Raw genomic sequence first — 15655 nt, forward strand, 5'->3', positions numbered from 1 at the left:
GCTTTTCTTGCCATAACTTGTATTTCTCGCATCGACTCAATAGATGCGGTATTGTAACTATTATTTAGGGCTTATCCAATTGAAGACACGCCCTAATTGAACCTCTTAGATAAAGTAAAAATCTAAAATTTAGTTATTATAGCTATAGGATAAAAAAATCACCCACAAGCAGCTACTGCCTGTGAGTGATATATAGTAACAGAAGATATATCCTCAGTTGTGAGCTTAGTGGTCGACCGCACCGCCAGCGCCACGTGGAGAACGTACGCTCTCAACCAGCTCTTGAATATGTGCTGGTGGTGGCGCAGTAGCATAAGATACAGCGAATGCTACGATGAAGTTAAGCAATGCACCAACTGCACCAAATGATAGTGGTGAGATACCAAATAACCAGTACTCTTCAGTATCAGGGAAGTTCGCTGTACCACTGATGAAGAACCAACCTTTGAACATAAAGATATAGACAAGAACGACTATTAAACCAGTCAACATACCTGCAATAGCGCCAAGATTGTTGATGCGTTTAGAGAAAATACCCATCATTAACACAGGGAACAATGAAGAGGCAGCAATACCGAAGGCCAGTGCTACGACCTGTGCGGCAAACCCTGGCGGATTCATACCTAAGTAAGTTGCTACTACAATCGCCACACCCATAGTGATACGAGCATATTTTAGCTCTTGTTTATCAGTGATATTTGGGTTTAAGTTACGTTTGATCAAGTCATGACTGATGGCTGATGAAATTGCGAGCAGTAGGCCTGCAGCGGTTGATAGTGCTGCTGCCAAACCACCTGCAGCAATCAGACCAATAACCCATGGTGGAAGCTGTGCAATTTCTGGATTCGCTAGAACTAAGATATCAGCGTTAACATCAAGCTCGTTACCTGCCCATCCAGCGTTAGCAAAACGACCATCAAGCTCTGCATCATGTGCAATACGAGCGGTTTCTACCGCTGCAGTTGCTGCAGCAACATCGCCACCGTCAGTTTGAGCAGTATTGAGGGCGATCTGAGCAGCACCTAACCCACTATCACTGTACAACTGAATACGACCATCATTGTTTAGATCGTTATACTTGATAAGACCTGTTTCTTCCCATGTCATCATCCAGTCTGGACGTTGATCATATTCTAGAGGCGCTTCTGCAACCCCTTGTGGGTAAACGGTGTCAATTAGGTTTAGACGAGCCATAGCACCTACTGCTGGAGCAGTAAAGTATAGTAGCGAGATAAATACCAGTGTCCAACCTGCTGTCCAACGTGCATCAGCCACTTTAGGTACAGTGAAAAAACGAATGATAACGTGTGGTAGACCTGCTGTACCGATCATTAGCGTCAAGGTAAATAGCACCATGTTTAGCTTGTTAGGAACATCAGCCGTATAAGAGGCAAATCCTAAGTCAGTCACAACTTGGTTAAGCTTAGTCAAAATAGGGACACCTGACTCGACATGGTTTGAAAACAAACCAAGGCCTGGAATCGGGTTACCGGTCAACTCAAGTGAAATAAAGACAGCAGGAATAGTATAGGCAATCATCAGAACCACATACTGTGCAACCTGCGTATAGGTAATCCCTTTCATACCACCAAGTACGGCATAGAAGAAGACAACAATAGCCGCAATGATAAGACCAGTACTACTCTCAACTTCTAAGAAGCGCGAGAATGCAACACCAGCACCGGTCATCTGACCGATAACGTAAGTGGTCGATGCGGTAATCAAACAGACCACAGCAATCATAGCAGCCGTTTTTGAGTAAAAACGATCGCCGATAAAATCAGGAACCGTGAACTTACCGAACTTACGTAAATAAGGCGCTAAAAGCATCGCTAGCAGAACGTAACCGCCAGTCCAACCCATCAAATAGGTAGAAGCGCCATAACCACTAGCAGCAATAAGACCTGCCATTGAGATAAATGACGCCGCACTCATCCAGTCAGCAGCTGTTGCCATACCGTTAACGACCGGATGGACACCACCACCAGCAACATAAAATTCACTGGTTGAACCAGCACGAGCCCAAATCGCGATACCGAAATAGAGAGCGAAGGATAGACCCACAAAAATAAGATTAATTACAAATTGACTCATGGGGCTATTCCTCGTCTACGCCATATTGTTTGTCTAACTTATTCATACGCCAAGCGTAAAAGAAAATTAGGATGATAAATATACCAATGGATCCTTGCTGAGCAAACCAAAAGCCCAGATCAGTACCACCGATTTTGATACCAGCTAACAATGGACGAAACAAGATACCAAAGCCATATGAGCATAGCGCCCAAACAACCAAGCTGCCGAGAATGAGACGAATATTGGCGCGCCAATATCCAGATGGATCGTTGTGGTTTTCCATAGGACAACTCCTTTTGTCTTACCTAAAAAATATCAACCATATAAAAAGAACTGCGATTATTTCTTACCACGAAAAGTATAAAAAATAGTCAGGTACTGCTTTATATAGTGAAAACGATGATGCGTGATAGTACGTTTAATGCTCGGTAATTCTCTACTTCAAATAAAAGTAGTTAACTATTTAAGCATCGTATTGACCTAAACCATCGAATGGCAAAAATAACGTTTCTTGAGGAAGACAGAAGGGTGGACTATCCAGTGTCTTTTTAACAATCTCGTCTTCCTGACAAGAGTTTTAATCTTTTTAACGCGCTAACCTATTGTACAGCTTGATAGCTTCTTGTACTGCTTAATAGTTTCGATAACCGTAAAACAGGCTAAACGGATATAGAATTTATATTAGCACGGTTTAATAAATATAATTGCAAACTACTGCGCATGAGTAATAATTAAATTACTAACAATTAGTTTGTTTGGCATTCATTAAAAAACCTAACGTTACGCAAATGGTACGGCAACCGTGTAATTTGTGCGATTAAATTATCACTTAATCTATTCTATATAAGCTGAAACATAAGCATTATTTATTTTAAAAATAATTATATGAAATCGATAAGTAAACGTGATGGTCACATGTCGCTCAATATCTATATCATGCACGTGTCTTTTTGGTATCAGGTATTTTGCGCAGAGCTTTCTATAGTCCATAGCAATCAAAATATGATATCGATATGAAATTTAAGTAACGCGTATAAAGAATTAATAAGGAGCCCATATGAACGAAGGGATAGTAGGTTGGTTTAATAACATCGTAAATTATGGTGTCGGTATTATCTGGGGTAACAATGACTGGCTAATTGCTAGTAACCCTTGGTATGGATTACTGATGTTCTTACTAATTGGTGCGGGTCTTTACTTTACCGTTGTGACACGTTTTATTCAGTTTCGTCATTTTGGTCATATGTGGAAGTTGCTACGCGTGTCCAACCAAGGACGCAAAGATGGTGGTATTAGCTCGTTTGAAGCATTGATGACGTCACTGGCAGCGCGTGTTGGTACTGGTAACTTGGCAGGTGTGGCAATTGCCATCTATTTGGGTGGACCAGGTGCTGTATTCTGGATGTGGATGACGGCACTGGTCGGTATGTCGACCAGCTTTATCGAGTCAACCTTAGCACAGGCCTACAAAGTACCGCACAATGATAATGTGTACCGCGGTGGCCCAGCTTATTACATCGAAAAAGGTTTAGGCAAACGCTGGCTCGCTGTGTTTTTCTCATTATGTTTGTTAGTGGCCTTTGGTTTGGCATTCAATGGCGTACAATCCAACACCATCGCTCAAGCGACCAATGAAGCCTTTGGTGTGCCAACGTGGATGACAGGTTTGGTACTGGTAGTACTGGTAGCGCCAGTGGTATTCGGTGGTTTGCGCTCAGTAGCTCGTATCGCGGGTAAAATCGTACCAGTGATGGCTATCTTGTACATCCTGCTAGCGCTATTCATTATCGTGACTAACTTCAGCCAGTTCCCAGCAGCGATCGCGTTGATTGTAAAATCAGCATTTGGCTTTGAGCAAGCGGCAGGCGGTGTCATCGGTTATGGTATTGCGCAGGCAATGATTAACGGTATCAAACGTGGTTTGTTCTCTAACGAAGCAGGTATGGGTTCAGCGCCGAATGCTGCAGCAACGGCAAAGAGTCATCCTGATCATCCAGCAGTGCAGGGTTTTATGCAGATGCTAGGTGTATTTATGGATACCCTTATCATTTGTACCGCGACGGCGTCGATTATTATCTTGTCTGGTGTGGTCGATCCTAATATCGAGCAAGAAGGTATTCAGTTAACTCAGCTAGCTTTATCACAGTATGTCGGTGACCTAGGTGTGGTGTTTGTGGCGATTGCGATTTTCTTCTTCTCATTTACGTCTATCATCGCCAACTACAGCTACGGTGAGTCAAATCTTGAGTTTATCTCTGGTGCCAAAAACGCCAAAGTGATGATCATGATTTTCCGCTTCCTAGTATTAGGTATGGTATTTATTGGCTCTGTTGCTAGCCTACCTGCTATATGGAACTTCGCTGACTTATCTATGGGTCTAATGGCCTTGGTCAACTTAGTGGCTATTTTGCTCTTGTCTCCTGTTGCGTTAAGAATACTACGTGACTATGAGCGTCAGGTAAAAGAGGGTAAAACAGGCGATCAGATTAAGTTTGATCCTGATAACTTTGTAAAACTCAGAGATGAAGCCAACCGTGACGCTTGGACAGACTAAGTAGCATTGATTGGTAAAAGTTGCTTGTTCTAAGCATTAAAAAACCGCCTTTCTCTTACGAAGAGAAGGGCGGTTTTTATTGGAGCGCAGTTTTAATGATATTAACTGTACCAGCTCAAATCAGAATTATCCTGATTTACATGTTTGGATAGTTAGGACCACCGCCACCTTCTGGCGTTACCCAGGTGATGTTCTGTGAAGGGTCTTTGATATCACAGGTCTTACAATGCACACAGTTCTGCGCATTGATGACAAACTTAGCGCCTTCAGCGTCTTTGACCACTTCGTATACACCCGCTGGGCAGTATAAACGTGCAGGCTCAGCGTACAACGGTAAGTTGATTGAAATAGGTACCGTTGGATCAGTAAGTTTTAGATGCGTTGGCTGATCTTCTGCATGGTTGGTGTTAGAGATAAATACCGACGACAATTTATCAAATACTAACTTACCATCAGGCTTAAGATAGGTTGGTTGATAAGCATGATTAGCACGCTCCAACTGATCGTAATCTGGGATATTGTCATGTAAAGTGAATGGCATTTTACCTTTTAGCAAGTTGTGCTCGATAAAGGTGAAAGCGCCGCCCATGAACAGACCCATACGGTGAATCGCAGGTGAGAAGTTGCGCGACTCATAGTTATCTTGATACAACCATGACTCTTTGTACATTGTGCTATAAGCAACCACTTCATCATGCTGACGGTCAGCTTGCAGCGCCTCAAAAATAGCTTCGGCTGCGAGCATACCTGACTTCATCGAGGTATGCGTGCCTTTGATTTTTGCTGGGTTTAAGAAACCAGCGTCATCACCTACCAACACGCCACCCGGGAAGGTGAACTTCGGTAATGAGTTTAGACCACCTTTGGTCAACGCACGTGCACCGTAAGAAATACGCTTACCGCCTTCTAAAACATTTTTGATAACAGGGTGCGTTTTCAAGCGCTGCATTTCATCAAATGGAGACATGTAAGGATTGTGGTAAGACAAATCAGCCACAAGACCAAAGCTTACTTGATTGTTTTCATCAAAGTATAACCACCAGCCACCAGTAGAGCCAGTTTCAGTCAATGGCCAGCCAAGACCATGCATAACAACGCCTTGCTCATGCTTTTCAGGCTCAACTTCCCATAGCTCTTTTAGACCGATACCATAATGCTGAGGATCAGAGTCTTTATCTAGATCAAAACGGCTGATTAAGCGTTTGCCTAAATGCCCACGGCTACCTTCGGCAAAAATAGTATATTTGGCAAGGAGCTCATAACCAGGCTCAAAACTTGGCTTGGCTTCACCATTGGCGGCCACACCCATATCACCCGTTAACACACCTCTGACCGAACCGTCGTCATTGTATAAGATGTCATCGGCAGGGAAGCCTGGGAACATCATAACTTCAAGCTCTTCTGCCTGTACGGCTAACCAACGAACGACATTACCTAGCGAGACAATATAGTTGCCGTCGTTATGCATCGGACCTGGAATCAAAGAGTCAGGCACTTTAGTTGAGCGTGTGGCAGAGTTCAAATAATAGAAACGATCTTCTGTCGCTGGCACGTTAAGCGGTGCGCCTTTTTCTTTCCAGTCAGGGATTAGCTCATTTAGAGCGCGTGGCTCGATGACTGCGCCAGACAACGTATGGGCACCAAACTCAGAGCCTTTTTCGACCACACAAACCATAAACTCATCATTACCAGCTTCAATAGCGAGCTGGCGCAAACGTATGGCAGCAGACAGACCTGCAGGTCCACCACCAACGATGATGACATCGAACTCCATTGATTCGCGTTCGACTTCAGGTTCCGCGGCAACTGGCGCTACGACTGGTTCTGCTTTATCTAGCGTTGCGGTCTCTGTCGCTACTGGTGCGTCAGCATTCACAGTATTACCATCGATAACTGGCGTTTGATTGTCTTGCTCTTGCATACCTACTCCTAAACTTTTAGTGGCTTATCTCAGGGCATCATTAGCTTAACAACTGAATAATAGACTTGCGGCGCTAACGTCACTCAGACATATGGCTGCCCGATAAAACTGTCTTTGCGGCATCAATTGACCCGTCATGGTTAATACCAATTTATCTAAGGATATCAACGCATAACGTAAGATGTGTCATCAATACAACACCCACTTGACCATTTCAATAAAAAATCGTTACTCATTATAAAAGAAAAGTCCTACAAACACGATACGCATTTATGAGTATCGATGCTAAGGTAATGTTAAGAAAATGAGGTTGTTATAACGATAAAGTTTCATCATACCTGAAACAAAAATTTATAGTAATAATAGATAAGCCAAACTTTGAATACTAAATAAAGGAATTAATAATGAATAACGATAATAACAGCACTGAAGACAGCAATGAAAGAATAGCGGAAGCCCCGATCAGTAAGACTTCTAGCCTAGATAGCTTAGATAATTTGGATGCACTAAGCCAGTATATTAAGTCTACGAAAGGCACTCGCGAAGGGCGTGCGATACCACCACTTGAAAAATGGCATCCTGAAGATATTGCTGATATGGATTTGACTATCAAGGCAAACGGAGAGTGGTGGCATGAAGGCGGTCAAATGACCCGTGAGTCATTGGTCAGCTTGTTTGCCACGATACTATGGAAAGAAGAAAATAATGGCACTACTGAGTACTTTTTAAAGACCCCTGTACAGAAAATCCGTATCCAAGTTGAAGATGCACCACTTCTTATTAATGATGTCGGTATTGTCAATGAAGATGATATGAGTTGGTTGGAGTTTACAACGACGACAGGAGATGTGGTTCGCTTAGACGATGAGCATTCGATTGTATTAAAGGCGTATAATTCTAATAAGAGCGATTCTAATGACAGCGACTTTAATAACAGTGACTTTAGTGAAAGCGATCAAGCGAATCAAGTGAGTACAGCTGACGATGTTGCAGATTCTCAGGAATTAGCGTCTACAGAACAGGTACGCCCTTACATGATAGTTAGAAATGGATTAACCGCACTTATCGGGCGTAATACTTTTTATCACCTAACTGAAATTGGAGCGTTATCAGAAGACAATGGCAAGACGATATTGACGCTACAGAGTGGTGGTCAGTCTTATTCGTTATCGATGCCTACTGATTAAGTATTATGTTTATCTATTAATTGCTGTACGCCGATGAATGCTATAATTTTATAATGTCGCTTGATTATCTATTGGGTTGAAAAATTATTATCGTATAAAGGTAGTCGATAGAGAGCCGATGTAGAGTAACGCCATACACGCAATATATATAGCGCATTTAATAGGGTAATGAGATTGATGAGTAATATAATAATGGCATTAGCATAAAAATGGATATCAAAAACCAGACAGTCGAAAAACTCAGACCGTGTGTCGATATATCTGTTGATCAGAGTCTCAAAGCTATTGATCTAGTAGATGTCAATAAACATGCTGGTAATACAGTTGTAAGCGATAAAAACCGTAGCGCGCCCATTGGCGTGTTTGATTCTGGTGTTGGCGGTTTGTCTGTTTATTTGCATTTAGCACAGCAGCTGCCTACTGAGCGTTATGTATATTATGCCGATACGCTAAATGTACCTTATGGTAATCGTGATAGCGAAGATATTGAAGCACTAACGCTAAAGGCTGTAGAGTGGTTACATCAGCAAGGCTGTAAGCTGATTGTTATTGCTTGCAACAGTGCCTCAGCATATGCGCTAGATACTGCCCGACGCTGCTATCCACATATACCTATTGTGGGACTTGTCCCTGCATTAAAGCCTGCAGTATTGGCCAGTAAGAGTGCTCATGTAGCGGTGCTAGCAACCAAAGCGACTTTGAATGGCACCTTGCTAAACGATGTCATTGTCAATTTTGCTAAACCTAATAACACAGTAGTCACTAAGTATTTTGATCCGCAATTGGTTCCTTGGGTAGAAGCAGGTATGTCAGAACAAGACGAGACAGCTGAAAGATTACGTCAACAGATACGAGTATTTGCTAATGAAGGTGTCGATCAGTTGGTGCTGGGATGTACGCATTATCCATTTTTTAAGACATTCTTGTTAGATGAGATTGTGCAGCAGCAGCTATCAATACAAGTCATTGATTCTGGTCAAGCGATTGCTGAACGGGTTAGACAGCTATTGATTGCAAACAACTTGTCTGCATCATTGATGAGTGAAAAACGAGAAAATCTGTCACAAAAAACTAGTAATAAAAATACCATTACTAGACCGCCATTAACTTTTCACGCCACTAAATATAGTGATAGACTATGCGCTTTAGTTGAGCGCTTACTCGGTACAGAAATGGCATTGCAATACTACTCTCACTAGTTATCATCAAAGCTAGTGATATCAATACGCTGTATGCAACGCTGACTCAGTTAAAATAAATTGAGTGCATCTTTTCAAGCCAAGAGTATGCTAGGCTGAGCAAGACAAGATTTTTGTGTTCTATTTTACATCCTATCCTTTTTATGTCACGACCTACGCTTAGAGGTAATTGTGCCGAATCGTCGCTATCATATTCATATTATATGCGCTGACAACGACCAGTTGTTGGTTCTAGACAGCTTAGCGATATTTTTTCAGGCACGCGCATTTCTGACCTATGATGTTTCTAGTAAATTATCTAAAGCCTCTTTTTATGGGCGCCAGTGTATTGACTCTTGTGATTACGCAGTCATGATCGTTGGTGACAGCTACGGAACTGTGCAAAAAAACGGCGTTAGCCAAATGCACTTAAGTTATCTAAATGCCAAAGCGAAGCTTAAGCCGCTAATTGTTCTGGTCAAAAACCACTCTCAAGACGCCGTCATCAGCCGACAACTTCAAGAATTTATTAAGTTAGTCACCAAGCAAGATAATCAACTACATTACTATGATACGGAAGAAGATATTGAGCCATTGCTAGTACAGGCTCATTATAATGCCGTCGCCAATAACAAAATGGTAGGTGGCTGGGTCAGAGCGAATGATGAAGAGGATACTACTAGTAAAAAGGTCGTGTATGAGAAGCCAGTCGATGTATTACCTAGTACTACCGAGGTAGAGAAAAACAGTCCTGATGAAGAAGACTTTATATCGGATAAGGTTAGTGAGCCAATTGAGTTAACGGAGTTTTTTGAGATTCAATATAGTGCTCAGGCTTATGAGGGTGGCAATCTAACGGACGTAACCAGATCACTCACACTCTCGTGGCACGAGATACTCATGACACTCATGAGAATACCGTCTACTTTTTCGAGCTATGGCTTGCAAAATGCCATCAATCGTTTGATTACCGCTAAAGCGGAAGTAGACATTAAAAAAGAGATGCCAAACGTTCATGCTGTCTCACGCTGCCAAATCTCTCAAGCTGATATCAATAATTTGCAACGTAAGCTAGTCAGTGCAAATTGGATACAACTAATGACTTATGGTACGCGAGTATCACAAGAGCTTTGGAAGCTTACCTTCTACGCAAAAAACCTACTGCAAAGTCATACCTCAAATACGAATAAACAAGACTAGTAATTATTATTCGCTAGCGCGTTCAAAAATAGTCATCTAAAACGTCCATTTTGGCATCACGACTACGTTTTGTAATACAAAGCATACGTGCAATGCTTGTGAATCTTCCTCAGACCCGTAATAATAAAGTCAGTTAGTTAGCAGTATTAACAGCGTTAACTATTTTAGAATGAGAACTATAATATTAATAATTAGGGAGAGCGTACGATGAGCAATGCTAAAAATGACGAGTTAAAAAGAGAGATTGATGGTCTAGAAAAGTCCATGCATGATGCTGATCAGTTTCATACGTTAGAAGAGCAAGTAGCAGATATGAAACGCCGCGGTATAGATCCTAGCAAGGCCTACAAAGATTTAGACAGTAAAGCGGAAGATGAAGATTGGGGCGATGCGACTTGGAAAGAAAATGGTAAGTGGGAGCCAAAAACGGCTGCCGATCTAGATGACAAAGCTCGTGAAAATTGGAATGGCGACAATGGTCAACCTAAGCCACCACCTATTGTTTAGACAGGTATTTTAAGAAAATGAGATAAGTTCTATTAATAACTATATATAAATAAGAAAGCCACGCTATCGTTAGCGTGGCTTTTTTGATGCGTCTAAATAGCGTTATTTATATTGCTACTATGAACCTTGGTCTATACGAACAAGTTTGATAGTACCATCGGCATCAGTAACGCGGCGATAACGTATATTGCTAGAAGTTGAGGAGCTCACTGATGGCTGAGATGAGTAGCTACTAGGAGCAGTCGTTTGCTGCTGAATTAATTGTCCCATGCGATCGGCAGGTGCAGGATTCAGGGGCTGGCTGTTTGCAGGCTGGCCGTATTGAGTTTGACTCGGCGCTGCATTGCCAACGATGGCGCGATAGAATTTTTGACCTGCGCGTCCGTCAGCTGGGAAAATACCGCGACTAGTCTGGTATTGCTGGATAGCAGTACGAGTATTGTCTCCGATGATGCCATCTACACCGCCGATATCATAACCTGCGTTTAACAACGCTTGCTGAATGTCTTTGGCCTGCTGGCGGCTGATACCAGGATCGTCGGTCGGCCAAGCAGTGATAAAGTCTGTTTTGCTGCTGTCTTCGCGAGTGATTAGATCTGATAAGTGTGCGATAGCCAGCGCGTAGTTCTCTGAGGCATTATAAGAGTAGAAAGTGTCAAAGTTTTTACCGACCAAGAAAGCAGGGCCTTCCATTCCAGCAGGTAATAATAAGCCTGCACTGCTCAAGTCATATGGTAACGGACTGCCATTAGCCAATGTCAGACCTTGTTCACGCCAGTGGCTTATCGATTTTTTGTCTTTGCGATTAGATGCGGCCCAAAATCCATCAGGTAGTTTGACTTCATAGCCCCAAGGCTCGCCAGTACGATAGCCACGATTATCCAAGAAGTTTGCTGTAGAAGCGAGTGCATCAGGTACGCTATTGACCAAGTCACGACGACCGTCACCATCGAAATCTACTGCCAATTCTAAAAAGGTGCTTGGCATAAACTGCGTCTGTCCAAAGGCACCTGCCCATGAGCCTGTCATATCATTTGGTGCGATATCACCGTTTTGCACGATTTTTAGCGCATTGGCGTACTCACCTTGAAAGTAGCTTTGACGACGATCGAAACAAGATAAGGTCGCTAAAGACTCAAATAATGGCTTTTTACCTAGCGTTTGACCAAAGTTAGACTCTACGCCCCAGACACCGAGCACATGCTCAGCTTTTACGCCATAACGCGATTCGATTTGACGTAGGGTAGAGCCCCATTGACGCTTGGCTCGGATACCGTCCTCGACACGCTCTTTGTCTACCAATGCTGATAAGTAGTCCCAGACATCTTTTTGAAACTCTGGCTGGTAGTTGAGTGACTGAATGACACTAGGATCAGGCTGGCTTGGGCGATAGTTATTAAAAGTATAGCTATCAACACCGCTAAATTTGCTAGAGTTTTTTAGATTGTCTAAGCACTGTTGAAACTCGCTATTGGATAAATCAGGTGCTGGCGGCTGCGCGGCTTGAGCAGTAGTAGCAAGGCTGATGCCGACAGCAACACTAAGCAGCGACAAAGTAGAAAAAGGAGTCAAACGCATGAAAATATCCTATAAACGTTAAAATAGTTATCGAAAGGCAAAAAATGATATTAACGTAGAGTAACCAATCTAAACAGTAAAGAAAAGCTGTCGAAGTACCAAGGTTATAAATGGTTACGATAAATTGACGCTGCCGTGAGATTAGAAGAGGATTTCATAAAGCTGAAAATGCAAAGCGTTAAACAGTATTTCAACTCGAGGTCTATTTCTGAGAAGGTAGAACCTGTTTATTTGGCTAGCACACTATCTAGCTCTTTTATAAAGCTATGAATCCGTGCCGCATTTTTGCCCAAATCACTCTGTCCAACTCGCGACTTACTACGAATATCAACTAAGCGCTCGCTATCGTTGTCAGTCACACGAATGATCACATCATCTTCAAACCCAAACCAAGCAGTCGTATCTGTTGCTTCGATGATACCTTTATCTACATCAACATTTACAAGCTCCCACCCTAAATTTTCTATGGCTTGTTTGGATGCCTCAACCAATTCAGGCTTTGACTGAGCATAGGTCAGTGTCTGCAAATCAGGATAGGCTGTACGTTGTTGTTCAGCCACTTCTGCACCTGCGTACGCTACGGGATTTGGCGCATCTGCACGTAGTGGAGCAGTCGCGACAAACTCAGGCGGATTCACCAAATCGGTAGAAATATCGTGAATAGGTGGTACATTTTTGGCCGTATTCATCATGCTAAGCGGGACAGCAATTGCAGCGATAGCAAATACGGCTGAGGCTAATGCGCTCCCAAGACTGGCTGTATTCCGTTTAAATAATAGCTGAATAGCTAACAATACCAATGCTGCGATACCAGCAAATAACCCAAATTTAAACCCTGTAAACGCAGTGCCTAATTCTACAACGCCAAATTTGTACAATGGGCCTGCCAGAGCGACTAGCAGAATAGCAATTACACTAGTTAGGCCGATTATTATTTTCATTCATTTTCTCCATTGCGATTTAGCAGCTTATTGAAGGTTACATGAGTTTTTATTTATTGCTCAATAGCCAAACATGTTCTGTGACGGTGATATCAGGTGCAGAGCCTATAGAGGAAGGCTTATTCGCTAGCTCACAGATTTGATAGTGAGCGCTATAATACTGCTCTAGTTGGTTGGCATTAATAGAGAAGGGTGGTCCATTCTTTTTACGCTGATCGTAATTTAGCGTGAGTAAAAGCTGCGGTGTTATTTCATTGTTAGCACCATCAGCTTTACTGGTATCGCTACTAAGTTTCCGCACTTGCTCACTATATTTCACACGCATATCGGCTGGCAGGGCGATTAATGCCGCTTTATCATATACTGCATCAATAGAGCCAACATCTTCAAAAGTCAGTGCAAAAATATCAGCGACCCATAAAGTGATGGTCTGTCCCGACAACTGGCCTTGATAGTATCTAATCGCTGGATTGTCTGCCTGTTGATAGACGGTAGGTTCGATGTTTTGCTCAGCAAAGAATTCTTGTACAGCTGTTTTGACCAACTCAACGCCCACCACGTCATAGCCTTGCGTCGCTAACCAAACCATATCGATAGATTTGCCACAAAGCGGCACAAAAATGCGGCTACCCGCAGTTAGATTGAGGTGGTCGAAATATTTAATCAATAATGGATTGACCATAGATTGATTGAATCCAATGCGACCTTCTTGCCAACGTTTTTGCCAAAACTCAGGGTTCATGCTGCAATCCTCTATTTGCAAGTTTCTATATATAAGGTTCTAATCTTGATCTGATATATCAAAGGAATAACTAATAAAAAGCCAAACACCTATAATATAAGTGTTTGGCTGGTATCTAACATTAGGCTAAGAAACTTTTTGAATAAATAATGTCTTATTCAATTTAGCTAACCATATATTTGCTAAATTCTTTACGCAGTTTGGCAAGCTTTGGTGGAATTGCAAAGTTACAGTAAGCTTGTCCTGGGTTTCTGTTGAAGAAATCTTGATGTGAGTCTTCTGCCTGATAAAATTCAACGGCAGGATGTACTTCCGTCACCACATTAACACCCATATCGCGTAACTTATTGATGGTACGGTCAACGGTCGGTTTTTGACTGTCTTCGGTATAAAAGACCACGCTGCGATACTGACTACCAACGTCATTGCCTTGACGATCCATCGTGGTGGGATCATGCGTAGCAAAGAAAATATCGAGTATTACTTCTAACGGGACGATAGACTCATCAAATTCGACTTTGATGACTTCGACATGACCAGTCGTACCACTACAGACAGCTTCATAATTGGCAGAGACAGCATCGCCGCCCATGTAGCCTGAGACGACAGATTGCACACCTTTTACCGATAAAAATACAGACTCGGTGCACCAGAAGCAGCCGCCACCTAATACGATCGTTTGCATAATTTTTTCCTATTATTATAAATATGGGTTAAGCGCTATATTTGGTAGTGATGCTCTCGTTTTTCAATGCTTCTTTCAAACGTCTCATTACCCTTGGCACTATTTATTCAGCTTAGCAGGCAAGCCAAAGGCGATAAGTAACAAACAGTAATGTTATAATGGGCTTTTGCTATCTTGCTTCTTTATCAACTGATAATGACAAGTGAACTACCAAGCAAAATTCACCAAGTAATTCTTAATTTCAGTTCTATTCTAAAAAATGAGTCGTCCCATGAGTCAATCCCAGCCTGCTATCAAACATGACACCCTATTTGATAAACCGTTTACTACGCCACTGGATAAGGCCGCACGCTTTTCATTTGATGAGCAAGTGGTGGCTTGTTTCCCTGACATGATTCGTCGCAGTGTACCTGGTTATGGGCAGGTACTGGCTATGCTACCCATATTTGCCCGTCGTCATTGCAAGTATCGTCAGCAGAGCGATAGTGGTCAGCGTGTTAGTCGTGTTTATGACTTGGGCTGTTCATTGGGCGCAGCCAGTATGACGCTAGCTGGTGAATTCGATCCACAAGACTTGCAGATTAAAGCAATTGATATATCACCAGCGATGACGACCGAGGCGACCACGCTACTGAGTGAGAATTATCCTGAGCACGATATCGAAGTAATCACAGCAGATATCCGCGATATTGAGCTTGCGCCGTGCGATATGGTGATTTTGAACTTGACGCTACAATTTTTGCCAGCTGCTGATAGGGTAGCAGTATTAGAGAAAATTTATGCGGCATTAAGTGAAGGCGGCATATTGGTACTGACTGAAAAAACCCATGCGTTTGATGAGCAATATGATGCATGGTTAGTAGAGCGTTATTACGACTTCAAACGTGCCAATGGTTATACCGAGATGGAAATCAGTGGCAAGCGTAATGCGTTAGAAAATGTGCTGATTACTGACACATTAGATGAGCATCATGCACGGTTGAGTGATGTTGGCTTTAAACGTCATCTGACGTGGTTTCAGTTTTTGAACTTCGTCTCTATTGTGGCGTTTAAATAATCCTTACTTTTAACACAGTTATTTCTTAA

The 15655-nt window shown here is 42.4% G+C and carries 13 protein-coding genes; 6 read left to right on the top strand and 7 right to left on the bottom strand.

The annotated features are described in order from the left end of the window. Nucleotides 1-225: 225 nt before the first annotated feature. On the bottom strand, nucleotides 226-2094 hold the full coding sequence (locus ACQKCG_RS09245; RefSeq protein ID WP_101205297.1) for a sodium:solute symporter family protein: 1869 nt from the start codon (nucleotides 2092-2094) through the stop codon (nucleotides 226-228). 4 nt (nucleotides 2095-2098) lie between these two features. Next, entirely contained in the window at nucleotides 2099-2359 is a 261-nt protein-coding gene (locus ACQKCG_RS09250; RefSeq protein WP_101205298.1) for a DUF4212 domain-containing protein, read from the bottom strand. 774 nt (nucleotides 2360-3133) lie between these two features. On the opposite strand from ACQKCG_RS09250, the gene ACQKCG_RS09255 reads away from it, so the two are divergent. Next, a complete protein-coding gene (locus ACQKCG_RS09255) occupies nucleotides 3134-4630 on the top strand; it encodes an alanine/glycine:cation symporter family protein (RefSeq protein WP_101205299.1) in 1497 nt (498 codons plus the stop codon). Between the two features lie 136 nt (nucleotides 4631-4766). Here ACQKCG_RS09255 and ACQKCG_RS09260 read toward each other — a convergent pair whose 3' ends face one another. Beyond that, on the bottom strand, nucleotides 4767-6404 hold the full coding sequence (locus ACQKCG_RS09260) for an electron transfer flavoprotein-ubiquinone oxidoreductase (RefSeq protein WP_057762658.1): 1638 nt from the start codon (nucleotides 6402-6404) through the stop codon (nucleotides 4767-4769). A gap of 551 nt (nucleotides 6405-6955) precedes the next feature. On the opposite strand from ACQKCG_RS09260, the gene ACQKCG_RS09265 reads away from it, so the two are divergent. The 4 genes from ACQKCG_RS09265 (at nucleotide 6956) to ACQKCG_RS09280 (ending at nucleotide 10623) form a co-directional block, all read left to right on the top strand. After that, on the top strand, nucleotides 6956-7738 hold the full coding sequence (locus ACQKCG_RS09265) for a DUF1285 domain-containing protein (protein ID WP_101205300.1): 783 nt from the start codon (nucleotides 6956-6958) through the stop codon (nucleotides 7736-7738). Between the two features lie 209 nt (nucleotides 7739-7947). Then, nucleotides 7948-8937, top strand: a complete 990-nt coding sequence (murI, locus tag ACQKCG_RS09270) for a glutamate racemase (protein ID WP_101205301.1) — start codon at nucleotides 7948-7950, stop codon at nucleotides 8935-8937. Between the two features lie 171 nt (nucleotides 8938-9108). Further along, the gene (locus tag ACQKCG_RS09275) at nucleotides 9109-10116 is read left to right on the top strand and encodes a DUF4062 domain-containing protein (RefSeq protein WP_101205302.1); all 1008 of its coding nucleotides are present in this window, start codon (nucleotides 9109-9111) and stop codon (nucleotides 10114-10116) included. A 207-nt stretch (nucleotides 10117-10323) separates the two neighbouring features. Continuing rightward, nucleotides 10324-10623, top strand: a complete 300-nt coding sequence (locus tag ACQKCG_RS09280) for a hypothetical protein (protein ID WP_057761845.1) — start codon at nucleotides 10324-10326, stop codon at nucleotides 10621-10623. A gap of 117 nt (nucleotides 10624-10740) precedes the next feature. On the opposite strand, the gene ACQKCG_RS09285 is transcribed toward ACQKCG_RS09280, so the two are convergent. From ACQKCG_RS09285 to msrA, 4 genes are all read right to left on the bottom strand, one after another. Continuing rightward, nucleotides 10741-12201, bottom strand: coding sequence for a lytic murein transglycosylase (locus tag ACQKCG_RS09285; RefSeq protein WP_101205303.1), 1461 nt, complete (start codon nucleotides 12199-12201; stop codon nucleotides 10741-10743). A 227-nt stretch (nucleotides 12202-12428) separates the two neighbouring features. Further along, nucleotides 12429-13142, bottom strand: coding sequence for a DUF1499 domain-containing protein (locus ACQKCG_RS09290; RefSeq protein ID WP_101205304.1), 714 nt, complete (start codon nucleotides 13140-13142; stop codon nucleotides 12429-12431). Between the two features lie 49 nt (nucleotides 13143-13191). Continuing rightward, nucleotides 13192-13884, bottom strand: a complete 693-nt coding sequence (tmpT, locus tag ACQKCG_RS09295) for a thiopurine S-methyltransferase (RefSeq protein WP_101205305.1) — start codon at nucleotides 13882-13884, stop codon at nucleotides 13192-13194. Between the two features lie 163 nt (nucleotides 13885-14047). Further along, the gene (msrA, locus tag ACQKCG_RS09300; protein WP_101205306.1) at nucleotides 14048-14569 is read right to left on the bottom strand and encodes a peptide-methionine (S)-S-oxide reductase MsrA; all 522 of its coding nucleotides are present in this window, start codon (nucleotides 14567-14569) and stop codon (nucleotides 14048-14050) included. Nucleotides 14570-14828: 259 nt separating this feature from the next. Between msrA and cmoA the strand changes: the two genes are divergently transcribed. After that, entirely contained in the window at nucleotides 14829-15626 is a 798-nt protein-coding gene (gene cmoA, locus ACQKCG_RS09305; protein WP_101205307.1) for a carboxy-S-adenosyl-L-methionine synthase CmoA, read from the top strand. The last annotated feature ends 29 nt before the right edge of the window (nucleotides 15627-15655 follow it).

The sequence above is a fragment of the Psychrobacter sp. NPDC078929 genome (assembly GCF_050267985.1).
In the GTDB taxonomy this organism is placed as follows: Bacteria; Pseudomonadota; Gammaproteobacteria; order Pseudomonadales; family Moraxellaceae; genus Psychrobacter.

Bases quoted from the DNA above. Each gene is read 5' to 3' on its own strand.
- cmoA (WP_101205307.1), top strand. From the start codon at position 14,829: ATGAGTCGTCCCATGAGTCAATCCCAGCCTGCTATCAAACATGACACC.
- ACQKCG_RS09255 (WP_101205299.1), top strand. From the start codon at position 3,134: ATGAACGAAGGGATAGTAGGTTGGTTTAATAACATCGTAAATTATGGT.
- ACQKCG_RS09250 (WP_101205298.1), bottom strand. From the start codon at position 2,359: ATGGAAAACCACAACGATCCATCTGGATATTGGCGCGCCAATATTCGT.
- ACQKCG_RS09290 (WP_101205304.1), bottom strand. From the start codon at position 13,142: ATGAAAATAATAATCGGCCTAACTAGTGTAATTGCTATTCTGCTAGTC.
- murI (WP_101205301.1), top strand. From the start codon at position 7,948: ATGGATATCAAAAACCAGACAGTCGAAAAACTCAGACCGTGTGTCGAT.
- ACQKCG_RS09265 (WP_101205300.1), top strand. From the start codon at position 6,956: ATGAATAACGATAATAACAGCACTGAAGACAGCAATGAAAGAATAGCG.
- ACQKCG_RS09245 (WP_101205297.1), bottom strand. From the start codon at position 2,094: ATGAGTCAATTTGTAATTAATCTTATTTTTGTGGGTCTATCCTTCGCT.
- tmpT (WP_101205305.1), bottom strand. From the start codon at position 13,884: ATGAACCCTGAGTTTTGGCAAAAACGTTGGCAAGAAGGTCGCATTGGA.
- ACQKCG_RS09280 (WP_057761845.1), top strand. From the start codon at position 10,324: ATGAGCAATGCTAAAAATGACGAGTTAAAAAGAGAGATTGATGGTCTA.
- ACQKCG_RS09260 (WP_057762658.1), bottom strand. From the start codon at position 6,404: ATGGAGTTCGATGTCATCATCGTTGGTGGTGGACCTGCAGGTCTGTCT.
- ACQKCG_RS09285 (WP_101205303.1), bottom strand. From the start codon at position 12,201: ATGCGTTTGACTCCTTTTTCTACTTTGTCGCTGCTTAGTGTTGCTGTC.
- msrA (WP_101205306.1), bottom strand. From the start codon at position 14,569: ATGCAAACGATCGTATTAGGTGGCGGCTGCTTCTGGTGCACCGAGTCT.